This window comes from Paenibacillus sp. NPDC056579 (genome assembly GCF_042793215.1).
Classification (GTDB): Bacteria; Bacillota; Bacilli; order Paenibacillales; family NBRC-103111; genus Paenibacillus_S.
On the sequence record NZ_JBHTVD010000008.1, the window covers coordinates 54,265 to 72,758 of the forward strand.

Sequence of the window (18,494 nt, forward strand, 5' to 3'; positions counted from 1 at the left end):
CTTTTTGTTTTGTAAAGATTGATTGAACTTAGAAGGTTACCTTAAACTTATCCTTGAGTGAATCCAAGAAGTGCCGTTGGGTCAACGTGCTCTTCCAAACTATAGTGACCAGAATCACGGCCGATAGGACATCAATGAAGAAACAGAAATGGAAAGTCCTCAAGCTGGATGAGATCTGTACAGAGCTTAATGTATCGAAATTTCAGTTTATCCGGCTATTTAAAACTCATACGGGCATTTCACCTTATCAATACTTCCTTAATTGCAAAATAGAACGTGCCAAGCAGGTAATCGAAACCCATAGAGATGTTTATGCAGCCGTAGCGGCATGCGGTTTTTTTGATTTAACCCACTTGAACAAACACTTTAAAAGCGTATATGGAACAACCGCGCTCGAATATATCTCCCATATCCATTGAAAAAGAGGCTGCTATCCGCCAAAGGATAACAGCCTCTTTCACTCATCGCGCCAAAATCAAACGGTCCGTTTCACTGCTTCAATAAACGCCTTCACATTTGGTGAATTCCGTTTTTTCATCTGGTACGCCAAGTACAGGTCGTTATGAACGGTACAGGACGGGTACATAATCTTGACCTTGCTGCGATATAAATGATCATCCAGCATGAACGTAGGAAGCAAGCTGATTCCCGCGCCATGCTCGATGGCCTTAAGCACGCTGTGCAGATCGGGCACGACGTGGGTAGGATGCGTTTGCGGGCGTTTCTGGAAATGCTCGCGCCAAAAACGGCGGATGATGGGTAAGTCCAAGCCATAGCTGATCCAAGGCTGGGAGCATAACCACGCTTCAAACGACGCCTTGTCGGCAAAAGCCGGCTCAACGTAATCAGGAGGCGCCACCAGCGCAAACTCCTCCTGCATGTACGGGATATATTCGATGCCAGGGGCGACAAGCTTTTGCGACATGACGATGACGTCGACCTTTTCCTCCAGCAGCCAGTCAAGCAGCTTGGAAGCGACACCGAGAGAAGCAATAACTCGCATCTGGTAGCTGCCGATATGTGGAGCGATCTTTTCCCGAAAAAACTCATGTGCAGACCCAATCCGAAGTATGGGCAAAGAAGTGGCCGTGCTGTTCTTGAGGGTCTGAGAGGTTTCTTCCAAAGCCTCGATGAGCGGCACCACCTGTGTATACAGCGCTTTGCCTCGCTCGGTCGGAATCATTTTGCGGGGAGCTCGTGTAAACAAGGGTTCACCCACCTCGGCTTCCAGAGAAGCCAAATGCTGGCTCATGGCCGGCTGGGTCATCATCCTTGTTCTGGCCGCTTCCGATACAGAGCTATGCTTGTAGATGCTAATAAAGCTTCGGTACCACTCAAAGTCTACCATGTTAGCTGCCCTTCCTTAGTTTCTGATACTGTGCTCCCCATATTGTAAACAAAATTCCGATAACCGTCACAAGTGAAGCGACCCAAGGTACGGCTGACAGTCCTCCTGCAAAGCCCGCATCAATGACGATCCCCCCGATATAGGCACCCAGAGCATTGCCCAGATTAAAGGCCGCGATATTCAATGTCGAGGCGAGTGTCGGAGCTTCTTTGGCCGTGTTCAGCATGTGCAGCTGCAGGCCTGGGACGGTACCGAATGCTGCGACTCCTAATACGAATACAGTGATCAAGGTAAGGAGCTTATGCTGATCCGTGAAGCTAAATACCGCAAGGATGATCGCGAGCAAAGCAAGGATTCCAAGCAAGGAGGGGAACAGGCTGCGGTCCGCCAATTTGCCTCCGTAAATGTTCCCGATCGTAATCCCGACCCCGAACAGGACGAGGATGTAGGAAACCGAGCCAGGTGAGAAGCCCGTAATATCGACCAGGATGGGCGAAATGTAAGTAAAAGCTGTAAACACGCCGCCAAATCCGAATACGGTCATCAAGAGAGCGATATGAACCGCAGGGCGTTTGAGTACCCCGAGCTCTTTTTGCAGGCTGGATACTGCACTGGCAACCTTTGGGACGAGGATGACAATCCCGATCAGCGCAATGATCCCAATCAACGTGATCGCCCAGAACGTAGAGCGCCAGCCGTACGCCTGTCCGAGATAGGTTCCAAACGGCACTCCCAATATATTAGCCAGTGTCAGTCCGGTAAACATGATGGCGATAGCGCCTGCACGCTTTTCCTTGGGAACTAGCTCCGCGGCAATGACCGAGCCGACTCCGAAGAACGAACCGTGGGTAAGTGCAGCCAAGATGCGGGCCAGCATCAACACCGTATAATTCGGTGCGATAGCGGCGAGCGCATTTCCCGCGATAAATAGTATCATCAGAAATAGCAGAAGTGCTTTACGCGGCATTTTGTGAGTTGCCACTGTAATGAAGGGAGCACCGATCGCGACCCCCAAGGCATAGCCCGTAATAAGAAAGCCGGCCATGGGGATAGAGACCTTCAGACTGGCTGCCACTTCTGGAAGCAACCCCATAATGATGAATTCCGTCATCCCGATAGCGAATGCACCGAGAGTGAGCGCGTAGATGGCGAGAGTCGAGCCTTTGCGAGAAGACTGTGCCGCCTGTTCAGAATGATTAGCCATTTGTTCCGTTATCATGATAGGGTGTGTCCTCCTTTTGTATAAAGTAAGGAGGCTGATCCATGTGTTCAATCAGTCTCACGTATAGTATTAGCTTAATTTACTCAATACTGCTTCGGTAACAGCGAGCGTAGATTGGGGATTTTGTCCGGTAATGAGGTTGCCGTCGACTTCTACATGGGAGCTCCAGTTGGGTGCCGCTACGAAAATCGCTCCCAGATCGCGGATCTTGCTCTCCAAGAGGAAAGGCAGGGAAGAGCCCAAGCCTGTCGCTGCTTCTTCTCTATCCGTAAAAGCATTCACGCGCTTGCCTGCAACCAGCGGCTGTCCATCGGACAACGTCGCGCCAACGAGACCGGCAGGGCCATGGCAAACAGCGGCGACGATTTTTCCGGCTTCATAAAATTCACGAAGCAATTGCTGAAGTGGTTGGTTATCCGGTAGATCGAACATCGTGCCGTGACCGCCGGGCAGGAAAATCGCCTCGAAAGCTTCTGCCGTTACCTCATCCAGCTTACGGGTGTGCTCCAGATGCTTGGCAGCGTCCAAGATGGCTTGCGGTGTTTGGTCGTCTACACTGCCCGGATCAATCGGACCAGCGCCTCCTTTGGGGCTTGCTACGGTAACTTCATAGCCGTTTTCTTGGAACGCCAGATAAGCCTCCGCGAACTCCGACAGCCAGATTCCCGTCTTTTTGCCTTCCTGCATATCGGTATGATTGGTGACAACCATCAAAATTTGTTTTCCCATTGATATGGCCTCCTATGTTGTTGAACTGTGGTTACAGGTGCTATTGTAAGACCGCATTATCAATAAAACAAATTATGTTTTTTGTACATATCCATAAAAAAAATTATACCAATAATAGCAGTTCTCCCTTTGGCGTAAGCGACGATGATGCATAAAGCAGTATGAGACGGAACGGGGAAGTAAATAATAACAGAGTAGTTGAACGCTTCCAAAAATATAGGTACAATAAAAAAGGGTGAAAGATTTGATGCTTTTGCCTTAATGTAAGGATGATCGTTGTTGGAACCCAAAACAGTCCAATCGGAACTAGCCAGTCATGTCGGAAGGCTGCTTAGAGAGTCGTTCGGGAAAGGACCGCAATCGATCTTCGTAAGTATTCGCCGGCCTTTTGTTGTATTTCACTTTAGGGGTCTATTGTCACCTACGGAAAAAATACTTCTTGAGCAGGATCAGGTTATTCCCATACAGAATACAAGAGACTTGCTAATGAAGTCGCTCATTCCTGAGATTAGAGCATATACGTCCTTAATAGCGGGCATTCACTTTCGGGAATTTTACTACGACTGGGGGCTTCATAATTTATCAGGAGTATTCGTAGGGATTGAATCGGATGAGGACAGCCTGCAAGCAATCAAGCAAGAGGGGTATCCCGGAAAAGAAGAGCTTCACCGGGAAATCAATGATATTAGTCATCTGGTGCAGAAGACCCCGGAAGAAACGTATTCCTGCATGCTTAACGGTCGTATGCTCCTAGTGATCCGAAACGGCATTCTGATCAGCATTGAGAAAGAGTTGATCCGGCATGGATTTGAAGGGAATTTAAAGGTGGCGAAACGAAGTCTGGAAAAGAGCCATTTGCATAACAACAATCATCTCGAACCCATCTTGAAAACGAAAATAGTTGATACATTTGTAGATTGGGACTTTCAGTTTGACAAAAGCGTCATCGTTTTCGTGCTAAATCCTAATCAATAGAAGGTAGTAATGGGCCAGAGATAGCGCTGGACATAAGCCTGGATAAAAGTTGCGAACAGCAGCTTTTCTTTAGGCTTTTTTTATACTCTTCCTATGGATATAGGATTAGGGATTGCCGGCTCATGTGATTGATGGAATGGCTTGAACTAAATACGTCGAAAGGAGTACCGTACATTGTCCGAATCAGATGGAAATAATCAGGTAAGCGAGTCCGACCTGAGACTGGACCGGTTGGCTTCTGTGGGTCAAATCGCAGCGGGAATCGCACACGAGGTCAAAAACCCGCTAACCGCGGTAAAGGGCTTTCTCCAGTTGCTAAAGGAAGAATCGCCGCATAAGTACCTCGACTATGCCTATACCGAGCTGGAGAACGCACTTTCCACATTGCAAAATTTATTGCACGTCTCTAAGCCCGATTTGGAAAACGAGCCTTTCGATTCGATTAATCTCTGTTCCGAATTGGAGTCCTTACTGTATCTTTTTCAAGAAAGATCGTATCAAGTCTCTATTCAAAAACAATTCTTGGATACGGATACAAGAGTGTATGGTAAGAGGAACCAGTTAAAAAAAGCTTTTTTTAACCTAATTAAAAATGCATTTGAAGCTATTTCGGACAGAGGGACCATCACTATTAAGCATTATAAAGCCGATGGCAAATTAATGATTAAGGTTTCGGATACCGGGAGCGGGATACCGGAGGAAAAAATAAGATTGCTGGGCACTCCTTTCTATACGTCCAAAACGGAAGGCACCGGCATGGGATTAACTCAAGTATTTTCAACCATTTACGAACACAGCGGGATCATCCGGGTTAAAAGCAAGGTTGGTGTCGGTACCGAATTTTTGGTACAGTTTCCTGTTCAAAATTTGACGAATAAGCTGGAGGTGGTTCCTTTGAACTTACATTATGTCCATGATCAGAGCTTTTCACAATTTTATACGGCTAATAAAATTGATTTTTTCGAATTGCTTAAGCTGCAGGGAAAAGAGTTATTTGAAATTATCAAATCGACTGAAATCGATTCCGATTTTATCCTTGAATCGGCGAACAAGGTGGTGCTCCTGCTCAACGATCGGGACGAGCATGGCTTAATCGCGCATGCCAAGGAGCACGGGAGGAACTGGGCGAGCCATAATTTGGATTTAATATTAAAGCTTGAATGGCTTCAAATGCTGCGCAAGACCTACTGGGATTTTCTCTTTAATTATTACATAAACGTCGAACAAAGCCAGAAGCAATTTTTCGAGCTGGAGCGGCAGGTTAACTTTAATTTAGACACCTACATGAAACATTTTGCGTCTAGTTATTCCGAATATAAGAATGAGGTTCTCCAATCCCAACGCGAGGTTATAGAGGATCTGTCCCTCCCGGTTATTCCCCTTTCCGACCACATGGCCATACTCCCGATTGTCGGCAAATTAGACACACTCCGCGCCAAAAAAATCCAGGAACATGTATTAGTCCGCATATACCAATTGAAGCTCAAGCAAGTCATTATTGATTTATCCGGTGTCGTCTACATGGATACGGCGATTGTGTCGCATCTGTTTAAAATAGTGAACGGCATTATAATCCAAGGATGCAAAGCCATCATCACCGGTATACGTCCTGAAATTACGAATACTATGGTCGAATTAGGGATTTCGTTTCACGAAAAAGTAGAGACGAGGGGGTCCTTGCAGCAAGCTCTTGAGGAATACTCCAAATAGTACAAGCTTAATCTTGCTTATTATGTTTAAAATTATTAAAATAGGTGTGGGTAACAGATATGACGCTCTTGCCTTATCAACCACGTGTGAGGAACTTGCAGTTGAAGTTGAAGCAATACCAGCAGGAATAAGGATTTAGTTGGCCGTAATGAACCAGAGATAGCGCTGGACATAAGCCTGAATAAACGTTGCGTAGCAACCTTTATTTAGGCTTTTTTTGTTACTAGGTTGTAGGACAAAATCTACGGTGAATTATATTATCTTGATAATTAGGGTAAAACTATAATGGTTTTACCTAGACCGAGGATGAATCTTTTTGAATATGAATGAAAACCATTTCCAGAATGAAATTGCTAGCCACATAGGGAAAATGCTCCGAGATGCATTTGGAAAAGGGCCCCAATCCATTTATGTAAGTATAGACCGTCCGTATATTGTTATTTATTTACAAAAGTTTTTGACTCCTACCGAAAAAATACTTCTGAAGCAGGGGCAAATCCGCGCCATTCAACATACTAGAGATATCGTGATGAGGTCGCTATTACCTGAAATCAAAGCTTATTTACTGCTGCTAACCGGAATGAACATTCTAGAGTTCTATTATGATTGGGAATTACATAATCACTCAGGCATGTTTGTTGGGCGTCAATGCGAGGATCCTCCATTTGGTTCCGGTTCGCAGGAGAAGTATCCAGGAAAAGAGGAGCTGCATCAAGAGATTGGCCGTATGAGTCATCGGGTCCAAAAAAAGCCGGATCATATCAGCTCCCGCATGATCAATAAACGAACGCTTCTGATCGTACGAACCGGTATTCTTATTGATCTCAGCAAAGAATTGATTCGGCTGCGGGATGAGGATCATTTAAAGCAGGCGATCAATCATCTCGAAAAAAGTTATTTGCGGGATAACAAGTATATTGAACAAATTCTGAATGTGAAGATGCTTGACGTGTTCGTGGATTGGGATTTTGAACGGGATCGAAGCGTCATCTTGTTTATTGTAAGATCGAAAGCGTGAAGTCTTGTAAGCAAGGGGAGGGCCGTTTTATAATGAGTATGGAATTATCTTAAATTGGAATGATAACTTTGTATTGCTCTTAGATGCAGGACGCCTTGTCGCAAATCTTCATCAAAACTTCATGAAACCTTCATGGTTACTTCATGATGAAAATGGTGGTTAATGCTATCATTTTTACATAACAAAAATTAAGCCCAATTTAAGGAGGAAAATACATTATGTCTCTTATCGGAACTGAAGTATTACCATTTAAAGCATCTGCTTACCACAACGGTAAATTTATCGACGTTTCTGAAGCTGATTTCAAAGGTAAATGGAGCGTAGTTTGCTTCTACCCGGCTGACTTTACTTTCGTATGCCCAACGGAGCTTGAAGATCTGCAAAACCAATACGAAACTTTGAAAGGCCTTGGCGTTGAAGTATACTCCGTATCCACGGACACTCACTTCACACATAAAGCATGGCACGACAGCTCCGAGACTATCGGCAAAATTACTTATATCATGATCGGCGATCCTTCCCACACAATCTCCCGCAATTTCGACGTATTGATCGAAGCGGACGGTCTGGCAGATCGCGGTACATTCATCATCGATCCAGACGGCGTAATCCAAGCGGTTGAGATCAATGCAGGCGGCATCGGCCGTGATGCAAGCATCTTGGTTAACAAAGTCAAAGCGGCTCAATATGTAAGAAACAACCCGGGCGAGGTTTGCCCAGCGAAATGGCAGGAAGGTTCCAAAACGTTGAAGCCAAGCCTTGATCTTGTAGGAAAGATCTAAGGAGCTGAAAGCTGATGGCACTGGACGTAGAGATCAAAGGACAATTAAATCAATACCTGCAGCTCATGGAAGGCGACGTCCTGATTAAAGTGAGTGCCGGGTCCGATGCCGTTTCCCAAGAGATGCTGGAGCTGGTTGATGAAATCGCCGGCATGTCTTCCATGATCACCGTCGAGAAAGCTTCGCTGCCTCGTACACCGAGCTTTACCGTGAACCGCAAGGGTGAAGATACTGGGGTTGCTTTTGCCGGCATCCCATTGGGACACGAGTTTACATCCCTGGTGCTCGCGCTTCTGCAGGTTAGCGGAAGACCTCCAAAGGTGGAGCAGCAGGTCATTGACCAGATTCAAAGCATTCGCGGCGAATATCAATTCGAATCGTATATTAGCTTGAGCTGCCACAATTGCCCTGATGTCGTTCAGGCGTTGAACCTGATGAGCATCCTGAACCCGGGCATTACTCATACTATGATTGACGGCGCGGCTTTCAAAGAGGAAGTCGAGAGCAAGAACATCATGGCAGTGCCATCGGTATACCTTAATGGCGAGTTCTTCGGCAGCGGCCGCATGTCGCTCGAAGAGATCCTGGCCAAGCTGGGAACGGGACCGGACGCATCCGAGCTTGCGGACAAAGAGCCGTTCGACGTGCTTGTTGTCGGTGGCGGACCTGCCGGAGCCAGCGCAGCGATCTATGCGGCGCGCAAAGGCATCCGGACCGGGATTGTCGCCGAGCGCTTCGGCGGTCAAGTGATGGACACCATGGGCATCGAGAACTTCATCAGCGTCAAATATACCGAAGGTCCTAAGCTGGTAGCCAGTCTTGAGGAGCACGTTAAGGAATACGGTGTTGACGTAATGAAGCTGCAGCGTGCCACACGGTTGGAGAAGAAGGACTTCATCGAAGTTGAGCTTGAGAGCGGGGCTGTTCTGAAGAGCAAAACCGTTATCATCTCCACGGGTGCTCGTTGGCGCAATGTCGGCGTACCGGGCGAAGTCGAGTTCAAGAACAAAGGGGTAGCTTACTGCCCTCATTGCGACGGTCCTCTGTTTACTGGAAAGCACGTAGCCGTGATCGGCGGAGGCAACTCCGGTATCGAGGCGGCCATCGATCTTGCAGGCATCGTCAAGCACGTGACGGTCCTCGAGTTCATGCCTGAGCTGAAAGCTGACGCTGTTTTGCAGGATCGTCTCTACAGCCTGCCGAATGTGACTGTTCACAAGAACGTTCAAACCAAAGAAATTACCGGTACGGACACAGTGAACGGGATTACTTACATCGATCGTGAGACGCAAGCAGAGCATCATGTCGAGCTGGAAGGCGTGTTTGTTCAGATCGGTCTTGTACCGAATACGGACTGGCTGGCCGAAACGCTGGAACGCACTCGCTTTGGTGAGATCGTGGTAGATCGTCACGGCGCTACAAGCGTTCCTGGAGTGTTTGCCGCAGGCGACTGCACCAATAGTGCTTTCAAACAGATCATCATTTCGATGGGATCCGGCGCTACTGCAGCTTTGGGAGCCTTCGATTATCTCATTAGAAATTAAGTGAATATTAGTATATACAAAAAGAGCCCCTATTTATTATGGGGGCTCTTTTTGTTTGGTGATAAAAACTACCGATGAACGCGCTCGATCATCTTCGGAAGACGCCGAAGGACGGTTTTCTCATCAACGCAGGCTTCTCCGAATAAGAAATTACCTGTCTGCCTGAGGGTGAAGATGGGCAGTCAGCCGCTTGAGCAGAACTACTGCTTCTGCCCGTGTTGCGGGAGCTTGCGGGTTGAATAAGTTGCCCGATTGGCCTTGAATGAGCTTCGCTCTATACGCAGCCTCGATATAGGCTTTTGCCCAAACGGCAATGGAGGCGTCATCCGAGAAAGTTGGCTTTGCAGCTTGTTCAGCCTTCAGTCCTGCGGCTTTGGCGATCATAACCGCTGCTTCCGCGCGAACGATTCGTACATCCGGCTGGAAGGTACGGTCTGAATATCCGTTTACGATACCGGCTCGGACAGCGCTCGCTATTGCTGGGGAAGCCCATCCGGGAATGTCTGACTTATCCGCGAAAGGCAGTTCCCAACCAGCCGGCAAATGCAATACATTGTTAAGCATGACCGCGAATTCCGCCCTGGAAATCGGTTTGTCTGGAAGGAATGTGCCGTCCGGATAGCCATCGATCCAGCCCAGTGCAGCACTTTCCCGGATTTCTGCCTCCGCCCAGTGGCCGGCGATATCCGAGAAGGTTTTTTCCTGCTGCGTCTCCACTGCCAGATGAACAGGCATGACGGCAAACAAAGTAAAGTGATCGGTTTGCCCTATGACGACACTGCCATCGGGCTTGCTCTCAATTTCTACCCATTGCTGGACCGTTTCATCATAATAGAATATCGCTGGCCGTTGATTAGCACCTAATTGGTTACTTGTCCATTGCACTTTAAGTGTAACCGGAATGGCAAACTTACCGGATACATCTTTTGTTATAGCAAAGGCATCGCTCAGCAGCTTCTGATCAGGTCCGAGCAGTTGAAGTGCTTCGCTCGTCGCGTTCCTCATAGTAATATTCATCGGCTCTGTGATAGCACCCACAGGGATCTGCAGCGTAATTCCATCGATTGTAAGGGTGTAGGCTTGGCCAGGAACTATACCATACTGACTCTGACTCGAAGGATTCCTCCGATTCGTTGTTGGAGTCGTATCGACAGGTGTTGTTGGATTCAAAATATTCGTAATCTCGATAAATTCGACTTGTTGATTACCAGCCGAATCGGCCGCAAAGACTGTGTAGGCTCCGTTCTTTGTGACATGAAAGCTTCTTGACCCCAACAGATCCGTCCCGAATGAAGGATCCGCGAAGCTGCTTGCAGTAAGCTGACCAGGCGCCCATTTTAAGGCCGTTAACGTATTACCGGCATCTGCATTGTATACCGACGCCGACACGGTTACATCGACGCTAGGTTGATCTGAATCTTTCGGACTGTAATCCAGAGTAAGGATCGGGAGCTGCGTGACGATGTTGCTGACAGTAATCGTTTCGACCTTCGAATTGCCTGCCGTATCAGCTGCGTAAACGGTGTAGATACCGTTTTGAGCCACATGAAAGCTTCTTGAATCCAACACATCCGTACCGAACGAAGGATCCGCGAAGCTGCTTGCAGTAAGCTGACCAGGCGCCCACTTCAGGGCGGCTAACGTATTGCCGGTCCCTGCATCATAGACCGATGCGTTTACGGAGACATCAACACCGGAATGGACAAGACTTTTCGGACTATAATCCAACGTTAGGGCCGGAAGCTGCGTGACGATGTTGCTGACAGTAATCGTTTCGACCTTCGAATTGCCTGCCGTATCGGCTGCGTAAACGGTGTAGATACCGTTTTGAGTCACATGAAAGCTTCTTGAATCCAACACATCCGTCCCGAACGAAGGATCCGCAAAACTGCTTGCAGTAAGCTGACCAGGCGCCCACTTCAGGGCGGCCAACGTATTGCCGGTCCCTGCATCATAGACCGATGCGGTCACGGAGACATCTACACCGGATTTGACATGACTCTTCGGATTATAGTCCAACGTTAGGGCTGGGAGCTGCGTGACGATGTTGCTGACAGTAATCGTTTCAACCTTCGAATTGCCTGCCGCATCGGCTGCGTAAACGGTGTAGATGCCGTTTTGAGCCGCATGAAAGCTTCTTGACCCCAACAGATCCGTCCCGAACGAAGGATCCGTGAAGCTGCTTGCAGTAAGCTGACCAGGCGCCCACTTCAGGGCGGCCAACGTATTGCCGGTCCCTCCATCATAGACCGATGCGGTCACGGAGACATCAACACCGGAATGGACAAGACCCTTCGGACTATAGTCCAACGTTAGGGCTGGGAGCTGTGTGACGATGTTGCTGATAGTAATCGATTCGACTTTGGAATTCCCTGCTGCATCGGCTGCATAAACAGTGTAAGTCCCGTTATGAATCACATGAAAGCTTCTTGAGTCCAACACATCCGTTCCGAATGCGGGATTGGCGAAATCGCTAACAGTTCTAATGCCATTAGCCCATTTCAAGACGGCCAACGTATTGCCTTTATCCTCCTCATAAACCGATGCGTTTACGGAGACATTTACACCGGAATGGACAAGTCTCTTCGGACTGTAATCAAGTAGAATAGCTGGATTTTGCGTGATGATATTGGAAACGGTAATGATTTGAACCGTTGCGTTTCCTACGTCATCCTTGGCATAGACGGTATAGCTGCCGTTACTCGATGCCAGGAAGGACCCGCCGGAAGCGATTGCCGTGCCTGCACTGGTAAAATAGGAAGCAGCGTGGGTGCCGGCAGCCCATTTAAGGATCGTTCCGTCCGACGTTACGGAAATCGTTACAGGTCCATTCGTTGGCGCTGTTGTCGAAGGTGTCAGGACTATCGACGGGACAACGCCGTTAATCAATATGTTGCTCGTAGAAGGGATTATGCCGGATAAAGTTAGCGGAACGTTAGAGCCAAGTGCTGTAATCGCTGCAGGAGCTGCTGTAGTAATCTCGCTTCCTAAAGCGATACCATCCATGTCCTTGTCGCCGGCTTGTACCGTGTAGCGGAATAACAGCTTAGCCGGCTCACCGGGCGGCTTGCCGATATATTGGGCAGCTTTAACTGTTGTCCCCACATATAGCGGAATCGTCGGCGTTCCTGCAACATCAACAGGCTTATCATAGGTAACGGTAAAATCCAGCTGCTGACCGATACCGTAAAATCCGTTGGCCGGTAATTGAACCGACTTCGGCTGCGGTGTAGGCACGATGATCGTTAAGCGGTAGAGGCCCTGCCATAAGCCGTCGGGTGATTTAACCCTTATGTCAACCGGATTATTTCCAAGCGTAAGAGCGATGTTGCTGCCGGCCGATTCGTTCACCGTGACGGTTGCGCCTGTGGCAGCAGCTGTGGCTGCTACCGTAGCTCTGGCTACAGGCGTACTGAGCGCTGCCGAATAGATGCCGTTGTTTTTATCGAAGCTGCCCATCGAAACCGATGCACCTGGTGCGGTTACCGTCAAACCGTTAAGCGAGACACTGTCTAAGGCGGTATTCGGCATCGGGTAAGTTGTGCCGTCAATGATGCCCCAGCGATGGCCGCTGCCGAACAGCCAGCCTGCGCCGGTATACGTAGCCTTTGTCATCATTTGACTCGTCGTTTTCCCGGTTCCTCCGTTTGAATTGGATTGGCGGCTGCTATCCGTATCCCAGAATGAATTGGAGACGTCTCCTCCGTTGTTGAATCCGATCAAACCGCCTGTGAGGATGTCGCCGGAAACCAAAGCAGCTGAGTACGACTCGCTAACCGAGGATCCCGATTGCAACAGTTCACCGATCAGTCCGCCGACGTTTTCATTGCCGTATACGGCTCCTTGCATTGCTGCACCGCTCACGGTCATATTGTCTCCGCTGCCGACCAAGCCTCCCGCATGCTTGCTGCCGTGTACGGCTCCTTGTACTGCAGTTGCGCTGACGTTGACGTTTTCTGCGGCTCCAATTAATCCGCCAACCTTCTCGTTCCCCGTTATATGGGCGTCGATCAGGGCAATGTTTTTCAACGTTGCTCCGTTCGCATAGCCGAATAATCCGACATGATCTGACATTGGTGCATTAACGGTCATATGTGAAACCGTATGATCATTGCCGTCCAAAACTCCCGCGAAAGGGTTGGAGCTGGTGCCGATCGGCGACCATCCCGTTCCTGAGATGAAAGAGGATAGATCCAAGTCGGCATCCAGCCTGTACACTTGGCTCATACCGTAGCCTTCGGCGGGATCGCCAATTTTGGACAACTGAGTGGCCGTTGTGATGCGGTGCGGATACTGGTTCGTACCGGCATCGCGATAAACCGTTAACTTGTACTCAGCGTACGATCCGTCTGTCGCTGTAACTTTAATTTGAAATTCATTTTTACCCGTGGAAAGCGTAAGGGTCTTCGAGTCGGCGCCCCCGTCAACCGATACGGAGGAGGTCCCTGTTACCGGAGTACCGGCAACGACGATCTGACCGGTTTTGTTGACGACCTGTAAGGAGTAGACACCATAATCGCTGGCAAAAGCACGGTCTAAAGGCAGAGTAGAGTTATCGCCTGCATCTTTAACCGTGAGTGAGGCTAACGCGACATTCAAATAGTCGTTGCGGTGCAGCGGGTAGGTGCTCTCTTCGATGATCCCCCAGGTCGTGGTAAAATCCCATTCCGCATAGGTCGCTTTACGCTTCATCTCGGCAGTGGTCTTGCCTGTCCCGCCGGCAGAGTCGCTCTTCCCGCTTGTCTGAGTATCCCAATAAGATGATAAAATCGCAGTGTTACCATTGAAGCCGATCAGACCGCCGGAGGCCGGACCTGAGGGGACTGTAGCGGTCGAATACGATCGAGAAACGGTGCCGGCAATTCCGTTGCCTGTACTATATCCAACGAGTCCGCCGAAGTTTCCCCCAGGAGATGAACCGAGAAGCATCGTTCCTTCCGCATAGTTATCCGCTAGTGTGTTTTGGCCGCTGTAGCCTACCAAACCACCAGTAGATCTGTTTCCTGTAATGGTCCCTTGTACGGAAGAATTCGAGAGAGTGGATGCCGTCATTTGTCCGGCAATCCCTCCAACATAAGAATGTCCACTGATCATCGCATTGTCCAAACGTAAATTCGAAATCATAGCTCCGTCAGCATACCCGAACAATCCGACGTAATTTTGGTCAGGCCTGTTTATGGTCAGATTTCGGATCGTATGCCCATTGCCGTCGAATTTTCCTTTAAACGGATCGGATAAATAGACGCCTATCGGATCCCATCCTTGGTGATCGCCGTTGTCGAAATCCGCTAGGTCAATATCCTGCATGAGCATATAGTTCCCCGATAGATTGCTGCTCATAGCACTGAGCTCACCCGGGGTGCTGATGGGGATCCATATGTCGGCTGCAGCCGCATCTCGAGCAGGCAATAGTGAGCCCGAAAGCAGCGATACGAGCAGTACCATCACCAGCACCATGGAAACTCGTTTCTTGTTCATTCTTGTCGCTCCTCATCCAAACTAAATGTATTCTGATACTGCTAGTAATAACATGCTGAAAGTACTATAGATTCGCGATTAAGCTCGAAAAACCTCTAAAATTAGGAAAAAAAACCCACGGCATGATAGGATCGGGCGGGTACAAAAAATGTCCCACTTTTCGAAAATACTACTAACAAAAGTAGGAAATAGTATTGTAAAATATAATAGTCTATTAAAGTAGCAAAGCAGGAAAGCAATTAGGCAATTTTTTGTTACTTAGCGAGCAATACACTTTTCCCAAAAAAGAAAGCGAGGATCACTCCATGTCTAACTCTTTGCTGTCCCATCGGCCGCTTGGCAAGACCGGCCTGTTAGTCTCGCCGCTTTGCATTGGCGGTGCTCCACTCGGCGATATGCCTGAAACCTTTAACTATAGCGCTCCGGAAGAAAATGCGCTGGCAACGGTTCGTGCTACGTTTGCAAGCTCGATCAACTTCCTTGATACAGCTGCCGCTTATGGCGATGGTGAGAGCGAGCGTCGTATCGGCAAGGTTATCAAAGAAAACGGCGGACTGCCTGAGGGCTTCGTGCTTGCTACCAAAGCGGACCGCTGCCTGAAGACCGGCGACTTCAGCGGTGAGCAGATCAAGCGCTCCATCGAAGGAAGTCTTGAACGTCTAGGACTAGACCGCCTGCAATATGTGTACATTCATGATCCGGAGCATACAACTTTTGAAAATGTTATGGGTCCGGGTGGTCCGCTGGAGGTTTTGAAAAGCTTCAAGGATCAAGGAGTCATCGAGCACATCGGCATGTCCGGCGGTCCTATCGACATGCTCATTCAGTACGTAGAAACGGGAGAGTTCAGCGCCGTTGAGACCCATAACCGCTATACGCTGCTCAATCGATCCGCTGATCCTTTGCTGGATGTCGCCAATCGTTTGGGCGTTGCAGTAATCAATGCAGCTCCTTATAACAGCGGCATGTTGGCCAAAGGTCCGGATGCATACTCCCGCTACGCTTACAGTGAAGCGCCGCCGTTGATCATCGAGCGTGCAAGAGCGTATGCGGAAATTTGCCAGCAATACAATGTGCCACTGGCTGCAGCGGCACTTCAATTCTCTATGCGTGACCCGCGTGTCACCAGTACGGTTGTCGGCATGACCAAGCCGGAACGAGTCACCCAGACATTAGAGCTTGCGAGCTTCCCGATTCCTTCCGAGCTGTGGACCGCAATTGAAGCCGTTGGATTCGATACGGAGGATCCTGAGGCTAACCGATTTAAATAAACGCATGATAAAAAAGACACCGGCGGTTAACTTCGCCGGTGTTTTTGCTTTTACATAGAAGCTTACTTCGAATCAGCTGTAAAGGTGTAGGTCGCGCCTGCCGACGTCGATAAGAGGATAACTCCGTCCTCGATAGTATGCTCGACAGGAGCTCCATCTTCGCCCACGACGCGAATCGGCTGCTGTCCCCAAGGGTTGACCAGCCTCAGCAGACGGCCCTTGTCGCTCGTCAATTGTACGTGCGTGACCCGGCCGTCCTTCAGCTCGCTGGACAAGACGAAAGCTCCTTTGGCGCGAAGCCGGACGAATTTGGCGTCACGGGCTTGCGGCCAGTTAGGGAACACGCGCAGAGTATCGTCGTTCGTCTGCAGGAACATCGAATGGATCGTCTCGATGGAGCCGGATGTCTCCAGCCCGCCGCCGGACTGGCGGACCGTCAGGTTTTCCCGCCATAAGTGGTTGATGACGGTCTTGAACTTGCCGATCAAATCCTCCGGATCCCAGCCTACTCTGGCGGCGATAGTGAACGTCTTGGGGAAGCCGTTGAGCGACGAGCCCCGTACCCCGGGTTCGAACGGATTAATGTACTCCAGGGTATTCCTCGCCACCTGCAGCAGCTCCGGATCCGATCCGATCGCCAGATTGTCGCTCGGATGCACCACTCCCTCCAGCATGATCGGCTGGTCGCTTTTGTTGATCAGAGCATTGCCCTTGATATGGTTGTGAATTTCTTCGGCCAGCAAGAACACTTCCTTGCCGTCCATTTCGCCTCTAGGATACGGCGTTAGATGGTCGAGTACTTCCTGCCATACAGGAATCAGATCGGCATCGACCTGCAAGTCCCGGCTTCCCTTGATCAAAGCCTGGAATAACGAGCGGATCAAGCCCAAGTCATAAGTAGGATTGATATCGTCGCCGCCTTCGTTCACCCCGGTGTGCAGTACATCGTAATAGCCGTCCTCGCCTTTTTCCAAATAGTCCATCCAGAATTCGGCCAGCTCCTTCAGAAACGGGTAGGTGACGCTGCGGAAGAAATCGACGTCGTACATGTACTGGTAGCGCCACAGGAAGGGCAGCGCGGCAAACGTGCCGTTAGTCTTCTGGTCGGCTGGAAGCTTGCTGTAGTCTTTCGTATCTGCGATGTCCAACGGCTCGGGAGGACGGTTGTAAATACGCATCGGCCGGAACGACCGGCAGAAGGAGACGCCCTTGTAGCCTGCCTTAGCCGTCGCGTTTCGCTGGAAAGGAATTTCCGCCATAATCGGCGGATAGTAAGCATTCGCCAGCTCCGGACGGTTGCCGCTGAATACGCCGTAAAAGGCGGCTTCGTAGTTAAAGTTCAAGTAATAGCCGGAGCCGTATAGTGGGCCCGTAGTATCGTTATTGTTCCACGAGGAGTAGGCGCCCGGCGGAAGGAAGCTTTCCCGTACCGCAGCTCCTAGCGCATAAAGCGCCCCATAATAGTACTTCTCCAGCACCTCGTCATTCAGCTTCACGTAGGACTTCAGCCAAAATTCTTTCCACCAGTCCAAATGCTCCTGATGAAGCTGAGCGACATCTTCTGCAATCAGCTGCTCTACGCGCTGCTTGACGGAGTTCAGGTAGTGCGGAATATCGTGTCTGATTTGCTCATAAGGTCTGCCATCGCCTTGGATGACTGTGTACACCTGTACCGGCTGGCCTGGCGTAAGCTCGAATTCGAAGCGGGCGAAGCTCGAGCCGGGCACAGGGACGGACGGTACCGCGTCCGCACCGACAACTCGCGCAGCCGCAGCGGCCAAGGAGAACCAGGCGTGATCCTCCGGACTTGGGGCGCTCGTTCTTGTAACCCAGATGATGCCGTCTTCGGTGCCGCTTTGGTAAGGGTAGCCGGGATTATCGGGTACGGCCAATTCCACCTGGATCGGGATGGCTCGGGCATTCGGATTTGTCCGGAGCTCGGTCACGAGCAGGTTCTCCGATGCCGCTAGCCATGTCCGCATATGAACGAGCTCGCCTTCGATTCGCATAGTCGATCGGACTTCGGCGTTCAAAATATCCTGCTCCTGCAAATAATCGGGGTCCGGCTGTGCTTCGGTACCGGAGTTCGGCCCTTTGACGGACACGGATCCAAACGTCAGCTTCTGGCTTGACGGGGCCCAGAAGTCGGACTTGGCTATATAGTACGTTTGCGTTCCGTCCCTTCCGTCGGAAGTTATGGACAGATCGCCGTTTGCCAGCAGCTGACCGGAAGTGTAACCGTTGGTTATAACGGTCTCAATCGGCGGCGGAGACGTGTAACGGCCCGTAATCCCTGACAAAATACCGGACAGCTCTTCCCATTCGCTCAGAGCTTGTTTCTTAGAAGTTAGCATTGGTTTTCTCACCTCATCATGGACTGTTTGTTCATTAATTGGGGTTGTTCCGTTCTTCTTTGC

11 protein-coding genes and 1 pseudogene are annotated in these 18,494 nt (G+C 49.6%); 7 read left to right on the forward strand and 5 right to left on the reverse strand.

Features of this window, described 5'->3' with window-relative positions:
• Positions 1-155 precede the first annotated feature (155 nt).
• Positions 156-419, forward strand: a pseudogene (locus ACFQ88_RS27020) (helix-turn-helix transcriptional regulator); the annotation flags it as partial.
• Between the two features lie 56 nt (positions 420-475).
• On the opposite strand, the gene ACFQ88_RS27025 reads toward ACFQ88_RS27020, so the two are convergent.
• From ACFQ88_RS27025 to ACFQ88_RS27035, 3 genes are all read right to left on the reverse strand, one after another.
• On the reverse strand, positions 476-1,348 hold the full coding sequence (locus tag ACFQ88_RS27025; RefSeq protein ID WP_379458968.1) for a LysR family transcriptional regulator: 873 nt from the start codon (positions 1,346-1,348) through the stop codon (positions 476-478).
• Between the two features lies 1 nt (position 1,349).
• Positions 1,350-2,567, reverse strand: a complete 1,218-nt coding sequence (locus ACFQ88_RS27030; protein WP_379458970.1) for an MFS transporter — start codon at positions 2,565-2,567, stop codon at positions 1,350-1,352.
• 72 nt (positions 2,568-2,639) lie between these two features.
• A complete protein-coding gene (locus tag ACFQ88_RS27035; protein WP_379458972.1) occupies positions 2,640-3,299 on the reverse strand; it encodes a type 1 glutamine amidotransferase domain-containing protein in 660 nt (219 codons plus the stop codon).
• Between the two features lie 279 nt (positions 3,300-3,578).
• On the opposite strand from ACFQ88_RS27035, the gene ACFQ88_RS27040 reads away from it, so the two are divergent.
• The 5 genes from ACFQ88_RS27040 (at position 3,579) to ahpF (ending at position 9,328) form a co-directional block, all read left to right on the forward strand.
• Positions 3,579-4,274 carry a Na-translocating system protein MpsC family protein gene (locus ACFQ88_RS27040; protein WP_379458974.1) on the forward strand — a complete coding sequence of 232 codons (696 nt, stop codon included), beginning with the start codon at positions 3,579-3,581 and terminating at the stop codon, positions 4,272-4,274.
• 240 nt (positions 4,275-4,514) lie between these two features.
• Positions 4,515-5,984: an ATP-binding protein gene (locus ACFQ88_RS27045; RefSeq protein WP_379459440.1), complete on the forward strand. Its 1,470-nt coding sequence runs from the start codon at positions 4,515-4,517 to the stop codon at positions 5,982-5,984.
• Between the two features lie 322 nt (positions 5,985-6,306).
• Complete coding sequence (locus ACFQ88_RS27050; protein ID WP_239635613.1) at positions 6,307-7,002, forward strand: Na-translocating system protein MpsC family protein; 696 nt, start codon at positions 6,307-6,309, stop codon at positions 7,000-7,002.
• A 218-nt stretch (positions 7,003-7,220) separates the two neighbouring features.
• Positions 7,221-7,784: an alkyl hydroperoxide reductase subunit C gene (gene ahpC, locus ACFQ88_RS27055; RefSeq protein WP_239630618.1), complete on the forward strand. Its 564-nt coding sequence runs from the start codon at positions 7,221-7,223 to the stop codon at positions 7,782-7,784.
• Positions 7,785-7,798: 14 nt separating this feature from the next.
• Positions 7,799-9,328, forward strand: a complete 1,530-nt coding sequence (gene ahpF / locus ACFQ88_RS27060) for an alkyl hydroperoxide reductase subunit F (RefSeq protein ID WP_239630619.1) — start codon at positions 7,799-7,801, stop codon at positions 9,326-9,328.
• A gap of 150 nt (positions 9,329-9,478) precedes the next feature.
• Here the strand turns inward: ahpF and ACFQ88_RS27065 are convergent, their stop codons facing one another.
• Positions 9,479-14,806, reverse strand: a complete 5,328-nt coding sequence (locus ACFQ88_RS27065; RefSeq protein ID WP_379458977.1) for an S-layer homology domain-containing protein — start codon at positions 14,804-14,806, stop codon at positions 9,479-9,481.
• Between the two features lie 305 nt (positions 14,807-15,111).
• On the opposite strand from ACFQ88_RS27065, the gene ACFQ88_RS27070 reads away from it, so the two are divergent.
• Positions 15,112-16,077: an aldo/keto reductase gene (locus tag ACFQ88_RS27070; protein WP_379458979.1), complete on the forward strand. Its 966-nt coding sequence runs from the start codon at positions 15,112-15,114 to the stop codon at positions 16,075-16,077.
• A 62-nt stretch (positions 16,078-16,139) separates the two neighbouring features.
• On the opposite strand, the gene ACFQ88_RS27075 is transcribed toward ACFQ88_RS27070, so the two are convergent.
• Positions 16,140-18,431, reverse strand: a complete 2,292-nt coding sequence (locus ACFQ88_RS27075) for a glycosyl hydrolase family 95 catalytic domain-containing protein (RefSeq protein ID WP_379458981.1) — start codon at positions 18,429-18,431, stop codon at positions 16,140-16,142.
• Between the last annotated feature and the right edge of the window lie 63 nt (positions 18,432-18,494).